This is a genomic window from Bradyrhizobium liaoningense (assembly GCF_018130785.1).
In the GTDB taxonomy this organism is placed as follows: Bacteria; Pseudomonadota; Alphaproteobacteria; order Rhizobiales; family Xanthobacteraceae; genus Bradyrhizobium; species Bradyrhizobium liaoningense_A.
On record NZ_JAFCJT010000001.1, the window covers coordinates 302,053 to 317,138 of the forward strand.

General features: G+C 63.2%; 11 protein-coding genes. 5 read left to right on the forward strand and 6 right to left on the reverse strand.

Features of this window, described 5'->3' with window-relative positions; genetic code table 11:
• Positions 1-102: 102 nt before the first annotated feature.
• The 3 genes from moaA to JQ627_RS01410 all read left to right on the forward strand — a co-directional run bounded on the left by moaA (position 103) and on the right by JQ627_RS01410 (position 3,690).
• Positions 103-1,155, forward strand: coding sequence for a GTP 3',8-cyclase MoaA (gene moaA / locus JQ627_RS01400; RefSeq protein ID WP_212482371.1), 1,053 nt, complete (start codon positions 103-105; stop codon positions 1,153-1,155).
• Between the two features lie 397 nt (positions 1,156-1,552).
• Positions 1,553-2,092 carry a TRAP transporter small permease subunit gene (locus JQ627_RS01405; RefSeq protein WP_212482372.1) on the forward strand — a complete coding sequence of 180 codons (540 nt, stop codon included), beginning with the start codon at positions 1,553-1,555 and terminating at the stop codon, positions 2,090-2,092.
• Positions 2,089-3,690 (forward strand): TRAP transporter large permease subunit, encoded by a 1,602-nt coding sequence (locus tag JQ627_RS01410; RefSeq protein ID WP_212482373.1) that lies wholly within the window; start codon positions 2,089-2,091, stop codon positions 3,688-3,690. Before JQ627_RS01405 ends, JQ627_RS01410 begins: the two co-directional genes overlap by 4 nt.
• Before the next feature lie 200 nt (positions 3,691-3,890).
• On the opposite strand, the gene JQ627_RS01415 is transcribed toward JQ627_RS01410, so the two are convergent.
• The gene (locus JQ627_RS01415; protein ID WP_212482374.1) at positions 3,891-6,086 is read right to left on the reverse strand and encodes an autotransporter domain-containing protein; all 2,196 of its coding nucleotides are present in this window, start codon (positions 6,084-6,086) and stop codon (positions 3,891-3,893) included.
• A 468-nt stretch (positions 6,087-6,554) separates the two neighbouring features.
• Here JQ627_RS01415 and JQ627_RS01420 point away from each other — a divergent pair, with 468 nt between their 5' ends.
• Positions 6,555-7,844 carry a M20/M25/M40 family metallo-hydrolase gene (locus JQ627_RS01420; RefSeq protein ID WP_212482375.1) on the forward strand — a complete coding sequence of 430 codons (1,290 nt, stop codon included), beginning with the start codon at positions 6,555-6,557 and terminating at the stop codon, positions 7,842-7,844.
• Positions 7,845-7,848: 4 nt separating this feature from the next.
• On the opposite strand, the gene JQ627_RS01425 is transcribed toward JQ627_RS01420, so the two are convergent.
• The 4 genes from JQ627_RS01425 to JQ627_RS01440 all read right to left on the reverse strand — a co-directional run bounded on the left by JQ627_RS01425 (position 7,849) and on the right by JQ627_RS01440 (position 12,945).
• Positions 7,849-9,240 carry a HAMP domain-containing sensor histidine kinase gene (locus tag JQ627_RS01425; RefSeq protein ID WP_212482376.1) on the reverse strand — a complete coding sequence of 464 codons (1,392 nt, stop codon included), beginning with the start codon at positions 9,238-9,240 and terminating at the stop codon, positions 7,849-7,851.
• Position 9,241: 1 nt separating this feature from the next.
• On the reverse strand, positions 9,242-9,916 hold the full coding sequence (locus JQ627_RS01430; RefSeq protein WP_212482377.1) for a response regulator transcription factor: 675 nt from the start codon (positions 9,914-9,916) through the stop codon (positions 9,242-9,244).
• Between the two features lie 179 nt (positions 9,917-10,095).
• Positions 10,096-11,049 (reverse strand): ABC transporter substrate-binding protein, encoded by a 954-nt coding sequence (locus JQ627_RS01435; protein ID WP_212482378.1) that lies wholly within the window; start codon positions 11,047-11,049, stop codon positions 10,096-10,098.
• Between the two features lie 132 nt (positions 11,050-11,181).
• Positions 11,182-12,945: a cache domain-containing protein gene (locus tag JQ627_RS01440; RefSeq protein ID WP_212482379.1), complete on the reverse strand. Its 1,764-nt coding sequence runs from the start codon at positions 12,943-12,945 to the stop codon at positions 11,182-11,184.
• A gap of 468 nt (positions 12,946-13,413) precedes the next feature.
• Here JQ627_RS01440 and JQ627_RS01445 point away from each other — a divergent pair, with 468 nt between their 5' ends.
• Positions 13,414-14,271 (forward strand): metal-dependent phosphohydrolase, encoded by an 858-nt coding sequence (locus JQ627_RS01445; protein WP_212482380.1) that lies wholly within the window; start codon positions 13,414-13,416, stop codon positions 14,269-14,271.
• A gap of 103 nt (positions 14,272-14,374) precedes the next feature.
• Here the strand turns inward: JQ627_RS01445 and JQ627_RS01450 are convergent, their stop codons facing one another.
• Positions 14,375-15,073, reverse strand: a complete 699-nt coding sequence (locus JQ627_RS01450) for a GntR family transcriptional regulator (protein WP_212482381.1) — start codon at positions 15,071-15,073, stop codon at positions 14,375-14,377.
• Positions 15,074-15,086: the final 13 nt, after the last annotated feature.

A 15,086-nucleotide genomic window follows, 5' to 3' on the forward strand; every position in this document is an offset into this window, starting at 1 on the left:
TATACCACCCGATTGTCCTCTGCGTGCGCGATGCTTAGATTGCTTCCAAGGCGCCGTTGAAGCAAAGGTGCGCCCGTCGCCGTAAGTGACAAGGCAGTTGGTATGAACGGACTTTCCGCGAGCCCTCTCGCTACTGCGAGCCCCCGCGACGCGCTGTCGAGCGCGATGACCGATCCGTTCGGGCGGACCATCTCGTATTTGCGCGTTTCCGTCACCGACCGCTGTGATCTGCGCTGCTTCTATTGCATGTCGGAAGACATGACCTTCCTGCCCAAGGCGGACCTGTTGACGCTGGAGGAACTAGACCGGCTCTGCTCGGCCTTCATCGCCAAGGGCGTGAAGAAGCTGCGGCTCACCGGCGGCGAGCCGCTGGTCCGCCGCAACGTGATGACGCTGGTGCGCTCGCTGTCGCGCCACCTTTCGAGCGGTGCCCTGAGCGAGCTGACCCTGACCACCAACGGCACCCAGCTTGCGAAACATGCAAGGGAGCTCGCCGATTGCGGCGTCCGCCGCATCAACGTCTCGCTCGACACGCTCGATCCCCGGAAATTTCGCGAGATCACCCGCTGGGGCGAGATCGACAAGGTGCTGGAAGGGATCGAAGCCGCGCGCGCCGCGGGGCTTGCTGTGAAGATCAACGCGGTGGCACTGAAGAACCTCAACGAGGACGAGCTTACCGACCTGATGCGCTGGGCCCACGGCAAGGGCATGGGGCTGACGTTGATCGAGGTGATGCCGATGGGCGAGATCGGCTCGGGCCGCATCGACCAGTACCTGCCGCTGTCGCTGGTGCGCGCCCGGCTCGCCCAGCAATTCACGTTGACGGATCTCGCCGAGAGCACCGGCGGCCCGGCGCGCTATGTCAGCGTTGCCGAGACCGGCGGCAAGCTCGGCTTCATCACGCCGATGACCCATAATTTCTGCGAATCCTGCAACCGGGTGCGCATCACCTGCACCGGCACGCTGCACACCTGCCTCGGCCACGAGGATGCCTCCGATTTGCGCAAACCTCTGCGTGCATCTGATGACGACATGCTGCTTGCGGATGCGATCGACCGCGCCATCGGGCTGAAGCCCAAGGGTCATGATTTCATCATCGACCGCCGCCACGACCGGCCCAGCGTCTCCAGGCACATGAGCGTGACCGGCGGCTGAGGACTCGCGCCACTCCGTCAACCTAACCTTTTGACGGCGCGTCAATTTGCCCATTTTCCGATTGACGGCGCACAAGCCCGCTGGTTTGGTGCGACCGCCTTTGCTTGCCCGGCAGCAATAAGCCGGCCCGCCCCTTTGGCGGTCGCGGTCAAGACGGCAAGGCACGAGGGGAGGACTGACGCCGCAATCGCTCCGGAAATACGATCCGTGCGCTCGCGTGCTTTTTGCACGCCGGCCCAGCGATGCGTGCTGAAGCCTCCCGCAAAGTGACCGAGCGTTTTCGAGCGAAGTGGATACCGGTTCGCGTGAAGAAAACGCGTCAAAGTAATCTGGAGTTAGGTCCTGATGTCGTCAGGGCCGAAGCTCCGGGCCGCGACGGCGACGGAGAGAAAATAAGATGCGTCCATTGCTGGCGGTGAGCAACGCCATCGACGCCCTCAATGAAAAGATTGGGTACGTCTGTAACATCCTGGTGCTGCTGGCGTGCCTGGTCAGCGCGGCGAATGCCATGATCCGCTATGCCTTCAGCAACTCCTCGAACGGCTGGCTGGAGCTGCAATGGTACATGTTCGCCATCCTGGTGATGTTCGGCGCGTCCTATACCTTCAAGCGTAACGAGCATGTGCGGGTCGAGATCTTCTATTTGACGCTCTCGGACCGCGGCCAGCTCTGGCTCGACATGATCGGCACGCTCTGCTTCCTGATCCCTTCCTGCCTGCTGCTCGCCTACCTGTCCTGGCCGTTCTTCATGCAGGCCTATAACGTCGGCGAGATGTCGGGCAATGCGGGCGGCTTGCTCCGCTGGCCCATCAAGTTCGTGATCCCCGCCGGCTTCGTGATGCTGGCGCTCCAGGGTGTTTCCGAAGTCATCAAGCGTATCGCGGCTCTCCAGGGCTATGTAACGATCGACGCCAAGTACGAGAGGCCGACCCAATGATTACGCTGGAGATGATGCCGCCGTTGATGTTCGGCGGCCTGGTTCTGGCGATGCTGATCGGCTTCCCCGTGGCGTTCACGCTCGCCGCGGTCGGCCTCTCCTTCGGCTTCCTCGCCATCCATCTCGGATTCTTCGACCTCAACTTCCTCCAGGCGATCCCCGGCCGCGTGTTCGGCAGCGTGCTCTCCAACGAGCTGCTGCTCGCGATCCCGTTCTTCACCTTCATGGGCGCGATATTGGAAAGATGCGGGCTCGCCGAGGACATGCTGGATTCGATGGGCCAGCTGTTCGGCCCGGTCCGCGGCGGCCTCGGCTATTCCGTGATCATCGTCGGCTTCATCCTCGGCGCCATCACCGGCACGGTGGCGGCGCAGGTCATCGCCATGGCGCTGATCTCGATGCCGGTGATGATCCGCTACGGCTACAACATGCGCTACATCACCGGCGTGCTGGCTGCCTCCGGCACCATCACGCAGCTGGTGCCGCCCTCGCTGGTTCTGATCGTGCTCGCCGACCAGCTCGGCAAGTCGGTCGGCGACATGTATCTCGGCGCCTGGGGCCCCTCGGTGTTCCAGATCATGCTGTTCGCCGGCTACACCTTCGTCCTCGGCCTGATCAAGCCGGGCCACGTGCCGCCGGTGCCGCTGGAAGCGCGCACGCTGACCGGCTGGGCGCTGTGGAAGAAGTGCCTGATGGGCATCATCCCCTCGGCCGTGCTGATCTTCGTCGTGCTCGGCACCATGATGATGGGGCTTGCGACCCCGACGGAAGCCGGCGCCATGGGCGCGGTCGGCGCCATCGTGCTCGCCGCGATCCACCACAAGGACTTCTCTTCGACCGACCGCAAGGTGCTGATAACGGGCGTGATCGCCGCCGGCATCGGCACCATCGTCGCGATGCTGTACAGCGAGAACCTGATCTTCAAGCTCGCATTCGCGGTGACCTATCTCGCGGTAACCTGGATCTGCATCCAGGCCGCGCGCATCCCCGACCTGCGCGACCTCATCAAGCAGGGCTACGAATCGACCATGCGCCTCACCTGCATGGTCACCTTCATCCTGATCGGCTCGACCTGCTTCTCGGTGGTGTTCCTCGGCGTCTCCGGCGGCGTCTGGCTCGAGCATCTGCTGACCTCGCTGCCCGGCGGCGTGTGGGGCTTCCTGATCTTCATCAACCTCTTCATCTTCTTCCTGGCGTTCTTCCTCGACTTCTTCGAGATCGCCTTCATCATCCTGCCGATGATCGCCCCGATCGCGCAGAAGGTCCTCGCGCCGGTGGTGGGACCGGACGCGGCGCTGATCTGGTTCGGCGTGATGCTGTGCGTGAACATGCAGACCTCGTTCCTGCATCCGCCGTTCGGCTTCGCGCTGTTCTACCTGCGCGGCGTCGCGCCGAAGGAAGTGAAGAGCTCCGACATCTATTGGGGCGCGATCCCCTGGATCGGCCTGCAGATGATCATGGTGCTGCTCGTGATCATTTTCCCGGTCACGGTGACGGGCCTGCTCGACAAGCCGCTCAACGTCGACCTCGACAAGGTCAAGATCGAAGTGCCGCAGATCGACCTGCCGCCGCTGGATCTGGGGCCACCACAGAAGTAGCGGCCGCGCTTTCTTCCTTCTCCCCTCATGTCCGCCGAAGCCTTGGCGAAGACGGATGTGGGAGAAGACGTTTTTGGCAGCCCCGCTAAGGGCTGCTCAACGTCCGCTAGGCCTCGCCAGCGACCAAGCTCCGTAGCGCAGCGAGATGACGCGATGGGCCATCAGACTGAAGTCGCTTCCTGAGAAACGGCGAGACCGTTTTACCAACTGTAGCGGATCGTGCCGGTGCCAGCGTAGGTGGACGAGTGCGAGGCGAAATCGCCGTCGAACTTGGCGAGCAGGCTAATGCCGTTCGCGAACCGAAGCTCCGCGCCCAACGACGCGAGCGCGCTGTCTTTCGCGGGTGTCGCGCCATTAACGATGAAGCTCGCCCCCGGCAGCGCCTGGAACACCGGCATAAGGGTGGGGTCGCTCACCCAGTCATGCGCCCACGCAAGCCGCCCGCGCAACGTCAGTACGGCGTTGGAATAGAGAGCCAGCGCCCGGTCGAAGCGCGCACCGAGCTCGCTCCTTGTGTCGGTCGCGTCGCGCGAGCCGAACGCGAGAGCAAACCCGTTGGGAATGGTGCCGATCTCGCTGTAGCCCGGCGTGTGGAAGCTCTGCGCCTGGATCGCGGCGTAGGGCGCAACCCCGACATACGGCGTGTCGAAATGATAGCCGCCTTCCAGTCGCCCGCCGTAGCTCTGCGCGTTGAAGTCAGCCGTCAGATGGTCGCCGCCAAAAGCGAAGCGGTCGGTTGACATCCAGTGATTGGTGAACGCGAAGTCAGCGGCGAGATAGGCCGCGCCCCAGCGGGTCGCGCCGTAGACGCCAGCCTGGAAGGCATCGCTTCTGCCGCCGCCAAGCCCCTGCGACAGGCTCCAATTGGTGCCGCCACCGGCAACCGCAAAGCCCACCACGGAATTGGGCGCAAGGCGGTAGTCGAACCCGCCCGCGAAACCCGCGGTGCGTGCCGAGAGATCATGGCTGCCCACAACGGGATCGCCGCTGGTCTTGTTGCCCCCGCCGTAGCCGCCCCCCCACACCGTCCAGCGCGGCTCATAGATCGGCGCTGGCGCCGGGGGTGCCTTGGTGTACATCGAGGCATAGGCGAGAGCCGGTCCCGACGGCCGAGGCTCGCAGTCGGGCCTGAAGCCGAGCGCCGGATAGTCAGTACGGCCAACACCGCATCGACCATCGACGAACGGATCGAGCATCAGGTTGAGAAACTGGCTGCCGAGCTGGAAAGCGGCTGTCTGTGCGCCGGTGGCAGCCTCCCCGGAGATCTGATCGAGGGCAGTGGTTAGATTGCTGCCGGCGAGGCCAAAGAGCGACACGAAAGCCGGCGGCAGCGCACCGCCGTTGTTGAAGAAGTTGTCGATGGCACGGCCAACGTTGAGCTGGTTGTCGGTGAAGACCTGCGGGGGCGGCAAAGGAGACGGCAGCCCCGGTATCGGCGGCTCCCCAGGTATCGGCGGCTGCTCGGGCGGGATAGGTTCGGGAACGAGTTGTGCCCTAAGGTTAAGTATTGCGTTGTTGCCGACGTAGGCCAGTCGAGTGCCGAAGCCAGCCGGCAAGCCGACGTTGACGAGCGCGTCGAAGGTGCCGGTGATGCCGCCCACAGCCGTCAAAATGGTGTATTGGCGCGAGACGTAACTGCCTGCCGCGAAGTTGGCCACTACGGTGCCGGCAAGTGCGGCGGTGCCCAACACATTGCTGGTCGAGGCCGTCGTGGGATTGACCTGTATGACGTAGAACGCGCCGGACTGGAATGCGAGATTGCCGATGAAGCGCATCGCGTCGGGCGTTCCCCCCTGACCGGGAACGATGTCCCGACCGGGAACGAGAAAGCCGCCAGCGTTGATCTGGGTCAGGGTCGACGACACGCTGCCGTTGCCGATCAGTGCTCCGGAGAAAACATCGCCGCCCCCACCCACGGTGATACGCCCCCCAACCGAGGTGCCGGACGGCGTGTCGCTGACTTGGCCACCGTCCGCGACTGTGAGCGTGCCAACCCCTGAGCCGCTCCCGACCTGGATGCCGCCGTTGACGTTTGTCCATTGCGAGCCCGGGCCGGTTACCGTGACATCGCCCCTGCCGAGTCCGCCGATGACGCCGCCCGCGAAGGTCAAGAGCGTGCCACCATTCTGGATCGTCAGATTACCCACTCCGAAGAACTGGCCAAGGCCAATAGCCTGCGCTACCGCGCCGGGGGCCCCAACCACCGTCGCATTCGGGCTTGTGGTGTTAATGTTTGCATTTGCTCCGCCAAGTACAGGGACGCCAGCGGTCCAGTTAGTGGCGGTAAACCAGTCGTTGGATGTCGCACCGGTCCAGCTGGTCTGGGCGCGCGTCGATCCTATCGACGCGGAAAGCAACGCCATCACCGCGGTGGTTGTCAGCAAAGATGTGCGCACCGATCGCTCCGGCAAACACGCTGAGCACTTTGAACGAACCCACGAAATGGTGAAAGCGCAAATCACCCCAATTGTGGCAAACAACAAACGCAATTACAGTTTGTGGCCTGCTGTTGTGAATTTGTCACGAGGGGGCCAGTGAGGCTGACCAATTCTGCATTCATAAGGTCGAGTACGTCGGCTCGCGGTCTCTTATTTGCAATCTCGCCGCATTAATTGCAGCGATCGTGGGGGCCAGCGTCAACGGTCACCCCGATCAATCCGTGAGAATGCTACCACGTTCGGCGCATCGTATTACGCCTCCATCTTCTTTTTGCAGTTGGCGTACACTTCGCTAAAGCGACGTTCTGAGTTGCACAACCTTTCCAGCTTATGAACAAACAGCGTCATCGTGCCAGCTCCGCGCGCGTGACAAGCACCGGAAACCCGGGCATACCGGACCATCCTCCAACTGATGGACCGTCGCGCATGTCCCGATCGCACCCTGCTCCGTTGCTCGTAGCTCCGCTGATCGCCTCGCTCTGGCTGGCATGTGCCGCAACGATGGCGCATGCGGAACCGATGACCGATGTCCATGCGCTGGCGCAAAAGGAGCAACAGCCGTTGCTCGACACGCTGCGCGATCTCGTCAGCATCGAATCCGGTAGCAAGGACGTCGAAGGTTTGAACCAGATCGCCGAGCGCGTTGCCGGCCAGCTCAGGCAGCTCGGCGGCACGGTGGAGATCCTGCAACCCACCGACATCTATCGCCTCGACGACACGCCCGAGAAAATCGGCCCGGCCGTGCACGCCGTGTTCAAGGGCACCGGCAGCAAGAAGATCATGCTGATCGCCCACATGGACACGGTGTACCTGAAGGGCATGCTGAAGGACCAGCCGTTCCGCATCGACGGCGACAAGGCCTACGGCCTCGGCATTGCCGACGACAAGCAGGGTGTCGCGCTCATTCTCCATACCGTGGCGTTGCTGCAGAAGCTGAACTTCAGGGATTACGGCACGCTGACGGTGCTTACCAATGGCGACGAGGAGATCTCCTCGCCCGGCTGGCGCAGCACCATCACGAAATTCGCCTCGGATCAGGACGTGGTGTTCTCGTTCGAAGGCGGCGGCACTGACGGCACGCTGCGCCTCGCCACCAGCGGCATCGGCTCGGCCTATCTCACGGTGCAGGGCAAGTCGTCGCATGCGGGCGCGCGGCCCGAGGGCGGCGTCAACGCGCTGTACGAGCTCTCGCACCAGGTGCTGCAGATGAAGGACCTGTCCAAACCCGAGCAGGGCCTGAAGCTGAACTGGACGGTCTCCAAGGCCGGCACCAATCGCAACGTGATCCCGGCTGACGCCACGGCCCAGGCCGATGCGCGTGCGCTCAAGGTGGCGGATTTCGACGAGCTGGAGAAGGCGCTCCAGGACAAGATCAAGAACCGCCTGCTGCCCGACTCCAAGGTCGATCTGAAATTCGAGGTGCGCCGCCCGCCATTGGAAGCCAACGACGCCTCGCGCCGCGTCGCGGCCTACGGCAAGACGATCTATGGGGAGATCGGACTGTCCCTCAAGGTCGACGAGAAGGCGACCGGCGGCGGCACCGACGCCGCGTTTGCCGCACTCAAGACCAACGGCGCCGTAGTGGAAGGCATGGGCCTGTCGGGCTTCGGCGCGCATTCCAACGATGCCGAATATGTACAGATCAACAGCATCGTGCCGCGTCTTTATCTGGCCACCCGCATGATCATGGACCTGTCCACCGGCAAGCTGAAATAGCCCCTCAGATTTGACGAAGGGAGGGAGCAGTAACGGCTCCCTCCGCCAGCCGAAACCGCAGCGTGAACTCCGCGCCGCCGCCCGGAAGATTTTCCACCGTGATCGTCGCGGCGTGATCGTCCGCCACCCCGCGCACGATCGAGAGCCCGAGGCCGGCGCCGTCGCTGCGCTGGCGGTCGGCGCGCCAGAAGCGCTGGAAGATCAGCTCGCGCTCGGCTTCCGCGATGCCCGGGCCGCAATCGCGCACCCGCACCTCACCGTCCTCGCGCACCTCGACATCGACGGAGGTGTCCTTCGCGGTGAACTTGATGGCGTTTTCGGCGAGGTTGAAGATCGCGCGCTGGAGCATCTCGGAATTGCCGTGGATCAGCACCGGCGCGTCGGTGCCCCGGAGTGCGATGTCCTTGTGCTGCGCGATCGCGAACGGCGCGATGGAGCCGACCACCTCGGCGCAGACGGCGCGCAGATCCGCGGTCTCGCCGGGATCGAGCACCAGGGTGTCGAGCTCGGCGATCTCCAGCAGCTGGGCGACGATGCGGCTCATGCTCTCGATGTCGGCGTGCAGCGCTTGCCGTGCCGCGCCATCGTGAAGCGTCTCGATCCGCGTGCGCAGGATCGTGAGCGGCGTGCGCAATTGATGCGCGGCGTCGGCGGTGAACTGCCGCTGCACCCGGAAGCCGTCCTCGAGGCGGTCGAGTGCCTGGTTGACGGCGGTGACCAGCGGCATGATCTCGCGCGGGATCTGCTCCGTCGGCAGGCGGATGTCGGTGCGTGCCGGGCCGATGTTGCTGGCCTCCTCGGAGGCCTTCCACAGCGGCGCGACGGCGCGGCGGAAGATGATGATGTCGGTGGCGAGCAGGATCAGCAGAATCGGAATGGTGATCCATCCGACCCGCCGGAAGAAGTTCGAAATGATGTCGTCGATGATCACGTCGCGATGCGCGAGATCTTCGGCGACGCGGATGCGCACGATCTTGCCGTCGATGATGCGGGTCACTCCGGCGCCGGAAATCGTCTCGGACAGCGGTGGCGCCTGGACCGCTGCGCCCGCCTTGCGGCGTGACGAAAACAGCAGACGGCCGTCGGCATCGCGGATGTCGTAGAGGTAGCGGCCATAGGCTTCCGAATAGAGACCGCGAAGACTGTCGGGCAGATTGAACGTCAGCAGGCCGTCCGGCTGCGCGACGATCCGCTCCGCCAGAACCTCGGCCTGTGCGCGCATGGCATCCCGGTGCAGTTGGTCGATCTCGGAATTGAGCAGCCAGAACAGCACAAGCGGCAGGAAGATCGCGACCACCGCGACCGCGACGATGTGCAGGAACACGATCCGCCAGATCAGCGATTTGAAGGTCGGCGACCTGCCATAGGACGCGGCATAGGATCCGGCCTCGGCCACGCTATTTCTCCTCGGCCATGAGATAGCCGACGCCGCGGATGGTATGGATCACGACCTTGGCGCCGTGCTCGGCGAGCTGCTTGCGCAGCCGCGAGACGTAGACCTCGACGGCGTTGGAGGCGACCTCGCCTTCGAGCCCGAAGATGTGGTCCTCGACGTTCTTCTTCGGCACCACCCGCCCCTGCCGGCGCAGCAGGATCTCCAGCACCGAGGTCTCGCGCGCGGAGATGATCCGCGGCTGGTCGTCGACGAAGATCTGGCGGCTTTCGGTGTCGTAGACGAGGTTGGCAAGGCGCAGCGAGCGGCCAAGCAGCTGGCCGGGCCGGCGCAAAATCGCCTCCAGCCGCGCCACCAGCTCCTCCATGGCGAATGGTTTTGCCAGATAGTCGTCGGCGCCGCTGCGCAGGCCGCTGACGCGGTCCTGCAGGCCGCCGCGCGCGGTCAGCACCAGCACCGGCAGCGGCTCCATCTGCCGGCGCAGCTCGCGCAGCACCGACAGTCCGTCGCCGTCGGGCAGGCCGAGGTCGAGGATCATCGCAGCGTAGCTGACGCTGCTGATCGCCTCGCGCGCCTCGGCCGCGCTGCCGACGATGTCGCTCTCATAGCCGGACGCCGCCAGCCCGGCGGCAACGAGCCGCGACAGTTCGGCATTGTCCTCGACGATCAGAAGGCGCATCGCATTCCCGCGGGATGTTCCGGAGCAACCATGCGGCTCGCGCCGCTTGTTGGATTTCTTCCACCATCCGGGGCGCTTCGGCCAGCGAAAAAGCACGTGGCGGGCTCGCCGCGCCCCGCTGTCAGGTTCGTGTAAGCTGATCCGGGCGCGTTCCCGCGCCTCCATTGGTGACGTCTGGTTTACTCGATCACCTCGTCGGCGCCGGCAATGACTGCGGCGGAGAACGGATAACCAAGCAGTTTCGCTGCCTTCAAATTGACGACGAGCTCCACCTTCGTGACGAGTTGAACCGGAAGATCAGAGGGCTTCTCGCCCGACAGAATGCGTCCGGCATAGACACCCGCGCGCCGGTGCGACTGCATGAAATCTCCTCCATAGCTCATCAAACCTCCAGCGACGGGAAAGTCTCGGGTCTGCGTGATTGCGGGTATTTGATATTTCATCGCGAGAGCCGCCAGCCGAGCGCTGCGAAATGCAAAATAGGGGTCGGAGGTAAACACAAGTCCGCTTGCCCCGTCCTTGGCTACCGCAGCGAACACGGATTCAAATTCATCCTCCTTGCTTGCGCTCAAGATCTGCAGTTGAACCCGCAGGGTTTCTGCAGCCGCGTGAAGCTTCTGCAATTGTGATGGTGCGGTCGGACTCGTCGGGTTGGCGACAATCGCCAATCTGGTCGCCGTGGGCAACACGTCGCGCATCAGCTCGAGCCGCTTTGGCGACACATCGACGCTCAGGCTCGAGACTCCCGTGATATTTCCGCCCGGCCGCGACAGGCTGTCCACCACGCGTAGCTGAACCGGGTCGCCGCCCATCTCGAACACGATTGTCTTGCTCGTACCTGTAGCCTTCGCGGCAAGTGCCACGGGAGCCCCGCCGGGAGCCACGATCACGTCGACATTTCTGGCGACCAATTCGGCGGCCAGGGCAGGCAATCGAGAATATTGTCCGTTGGCCCATTGAAAGTCGATCGCCACATTGCGACCCGCGACGAAGCCGGCTTCCTCCAGTCCCTGTCGGAAAGCCTCGAGTCGGCTGCCAAAGAGCTCGGGTGACTCCGGGCAAAGATAGCCGATGACCGGCATGGAGGGCTTCTGCCCATACGCGACGGTCGTCCACGTCGCGGCGCCTGCCATCCAAAGAAGAAAATCACGCCGTCTGGCGCGTCTGGGTGGCGTTGCTGCTCCAGGGTTGGCGCACCTCATGCCCACGAACCCGCTGCCGTCAGCCGTTTGGCCTGAGCATAGCCCCGGATACGCGAACAGTCTCTAACGGATTGTGCCGGACATCCCGCGGCCACTCGGCTGGAGAGCACCGAAGGATATTCCGAAGACTGGAATGGCTTCGTCAAATCCTTTGATTTCGCGGCCCCCGAGATCCGCAACGGGCCGCCTGCCCTTGACGTCGGCGGCGACTTTGGCGTCGATCAGGATTTCCCTGTCTGCGGCAGATGCGCACAGTCGGGCCGCGAGATTCACGACGCTGCCAATGGCGGTGTAGTCGAGCCGGTCCTTGTAGCCGATCCGGCCGACAGTCGCCGGCCCGCTGGCAAGGCCGATTCCGAAACCGACGTAGTAGCCACGCGATCGCCAGCCGGTGATGAGGGCTTGCACGTTCTTCTGCATGTCGACGGCGAGATCGATGGCTCTCAATGCAGGCTCTTCGACCGGGACAGGTGCGTTCACCAGCACCATCAGTCCGTCGCCGGAAAAATTGATCAGCGTTGCTTCGAATTTCGCGATGACCCTGCCAAGGCTTTCATAATATTCCGACAATACGCTCATGACCTCCTCGGGCGCGGCGCCTGCTGAAAACGCGGTGAACCCCCTCAAATCGCAGAAGACAACGACGACTTCCGTACGGCGGCCGTCCAGCACGCTGTCATCACCGGCTCGATCGACGAGATCGGCGACCTGGGGGGCAAGGAACCGCTTGAGCTTGGCGATGCGCTCCTGGTGCTGCTGCGCCAGCGCCAGCTCGGAAGCCATTCTGTTGAAACTGTTTGCAAGACGCTGGAACTCGTCCCCGGTGTCAATCGAGATGCGGTGGTCAAAGGACCCGGCACCAATCCTCTCCGTACCCTCCTCGAGCAACTTGATCGGCTCCGTCATCCGGTGCGCCAATGCATAGGCAAGAATCCCCGCGAGCATGGTGCTGATTGCGAGGAGCATTGCCGTCCGCCACAGGGCGGAATAGATCGGCGCGTAAGCTTCGGATAGCGGCTGCACGACCACGACTGTCCAGTCGGGGCCATGTACGGGAGCAGCGCTGGCGGCAACATAGTGTCCCTGCGCATCCCGGGTCGTTGCGAAGCCCGCTTTCGACCCTATCGCGTCCCGCACAGCCCGAAATGGTCTGGAGGTTGCTTCTTCCGCCCCGCGGAGAACGAGGCTGATGTCGGGATGGGCGATAAGGCGACCCGATCGATCCAGGACGAAAGCGAAGCCGGTCCTTCCGACCTTGATCGCCGAGATCACGTCCCAAATCAGCTTGAGGTTGACTTCGGCTACGACGGCGCCGACAGCCGGCCGGTTGCCGGTAATCGCAACCGTCAAGTACGGTTCGGAGCCTCGATTGTAGCTGACGTCGCTGAACCAGATCTGAGCTGCGCGGGCACCAACCAAGGCGGGATCGGCTGATCGGTCCGTGCGGCTCTCGATACGATTGAGGCCGATCCGCGAGATGTAGAGACGCTCCAGGCCATTGCCGTCGAGGAGCGTGAGGCTGGCGATGGCAGGCGCTTGTCGAAGCAGGCGCAACGCGTCGGTCCGCCGGCGTTCGTCGAACTCGTCGGTCCATGGAAGCTGGACCAGCCAGCCAAGCTGACTTGTGATGCCGTGGATGAAATCGTGTATTTCGGCGGCCGCGGATGCGGACTGGAGGCTAAGCCACTGGTCGAGCCTCGCGCGCTGATCGCGATAGCCGAACCACGATTCAATAACGCCGTTGAATGCGAGCGGGATTGCGACGGCCACGAAAAGCGCGAGCAGATATTTATGAAAAAGGCCGCGAAACCGATCCTGAGGAATCATGATCCGGTCTCCTGAAAATCACATAAATACAATGACCCTAGAATAACATGTCGCTCCGCCGTCGGGTGGAGTTCATTCGAATCCCGAACGTACCGGTGCACCCTTCGCGCTTTTTAGCGGCGGACCAGCCGCGCGGTCTGGCGACAAATTGGCGCCATGGCTGAATTGTCCGACGATGTCAGCCTCCGGCTGACTGGCCTTCGCGCCGCACCGCGGCTTTTGACCACCCTAAACGGAGGTTGCTGCCGGGCAGACGTAGCATGCGCCCCAGCCACGTTGATCTAGGTCAAGCATCACCCCCGCCTTTGGCCTCACGTCGTGTTCAGCCCCATTTGAGGCGGCGACGTCGCCCTTCAGTTCGCCGGCACCCAGCACTTCAAGGTCGGCGTCGCATTCTTCCAGTGACCTCCTCTCCCTCCTGATCCCCGCAGAAGGCTTACTGGGGGTTCGTCGACGAGGACCTTGCTCATGATCACGATTCCAGAACTGACGTCCCAGGCGCTCGGTGCGTTTCTCATCTCGGAGACAAAAGGCCGCTTCGGCTCATCGCATGCCAGCTTGCCGGAATTGCTCCCCTACGCAGCGAAGCTGGCCCTGGAATGTATCGGCAACAGCGATGCATTATATCACAACGTGGAGCACACCCTGTTGGTCACGCTGGTGGGGCACGACATCCTGATCGGCCGCTCTCTTCAGAGGCCGACGACGGCCAGCGATTATGCTCACTTCATCCTGGCCTGCCTGGTCCACGACATCGGCTACGTTCGAGGCGTCATTCACGGAGACCAGGAGGGAGCCTATGTGGTTGACGGTACCGGCCGAACGGTTGGGTTGCCGATCGGCTCCTCCGATGCAGCGCTTGCGCCCTATCACGTCGATCGCTCGAAATTGTTCGCCGTGGAGCGTTTCGACACAGTCGACCAGATCGACGCCGCTCGCGTCGCCCAGGCCATCGAATATACCCGTTTTCCCTACGCAGACGCACCAACGAGCGAACTCGAGGATGATCTGGACCAGGAGGAAGGTTTGCTGCTGCGTGCCGCTGATTTGATCGGTCAGCTCGGCGATCCGAACTACATGAAGAAATCAAATGCGCTCTTCTACGAATTCGAAGAGATAGGGCTCAACAAGTCGCTCGGATACGCCACGCCCGCGGACGTGGTGCACAAATATCCGCAGTTCTACTGGACCAAGGTCGCGCCGCAGATCCAAACGGCCATCCGCTATTTGAATGTAACCTCGAGCGGAAGACAATGGATCGGCAGCCTGTACGGGAATGTCTTTCGCGCCGAGCGCGAGGTTAGACTGTCTGGTCCGCAGTTGTAGATCCGTGGTCCTGAACGGCGGACTTCACGCAGCGCCGCCAGTCGTAGCGCGCCATCATGTAGCTGTTGGCGTAGTGACCGGGCTGCTCCAGCTCGCGGCGAAGCTACGTCAGCAACCCATCGAGATCGGAATAGATGACGTCGGCCGTGCGCTGATAGTGCTGCTGAAGCAGAAGCACGGCTTGCTCGTTGTCCTTGGCAAGAACCGCCTGAAGGATCTGGCTGTGCTCGGCGCCGACCTTGCGAGCCGGATAGGCCTTCGCAATCGACATCATGCGGTAGCGATAGAGCCGGTCGGCGAGTTGCTCGCAGAAGCCAAGCAGCGGCCGTGAACCGCACAGGCCGATCAGCGTCGCGTGGAAGGCGCGGTGCACCTTCTCCCAGTCCGGATTGTCCTCGAATGTGTCGGCCTTGAGCGAACGTGGCGTGCGGTCGAGCCGGTGATGCGCCACCAGCAAGGATTCTTCCCAGGCCTGGTTCGCATTCTGCAAGGACTCGCGGAGCGCCAGGCCTTCGACCCAACACCGCGTCTTGGTCAGCTCCTGGAGCTCGTCCTTGCTGACCTCTTTCACATGGAAGCCGCGCTGCTCCATGCCGACGACGAACTCTTCCGTCGTCAGACGGTTGAGCGCCTCGCGCAGCGGGGTCTGCCCGACATTGTATTGCTCCATCAGGAAGCGCGACTGCAGCTTGCGTCCGGGCGGCAGCCGCGTGGTCAGGATGTCTGCCTTGAGGCGCGCATAGATCGTGCTCGCCAGCGTTGCCGGCTGGTCCGCCTTCTGGCTTGGCAGGTCAGAGGTCATTCGCGTCCCATCG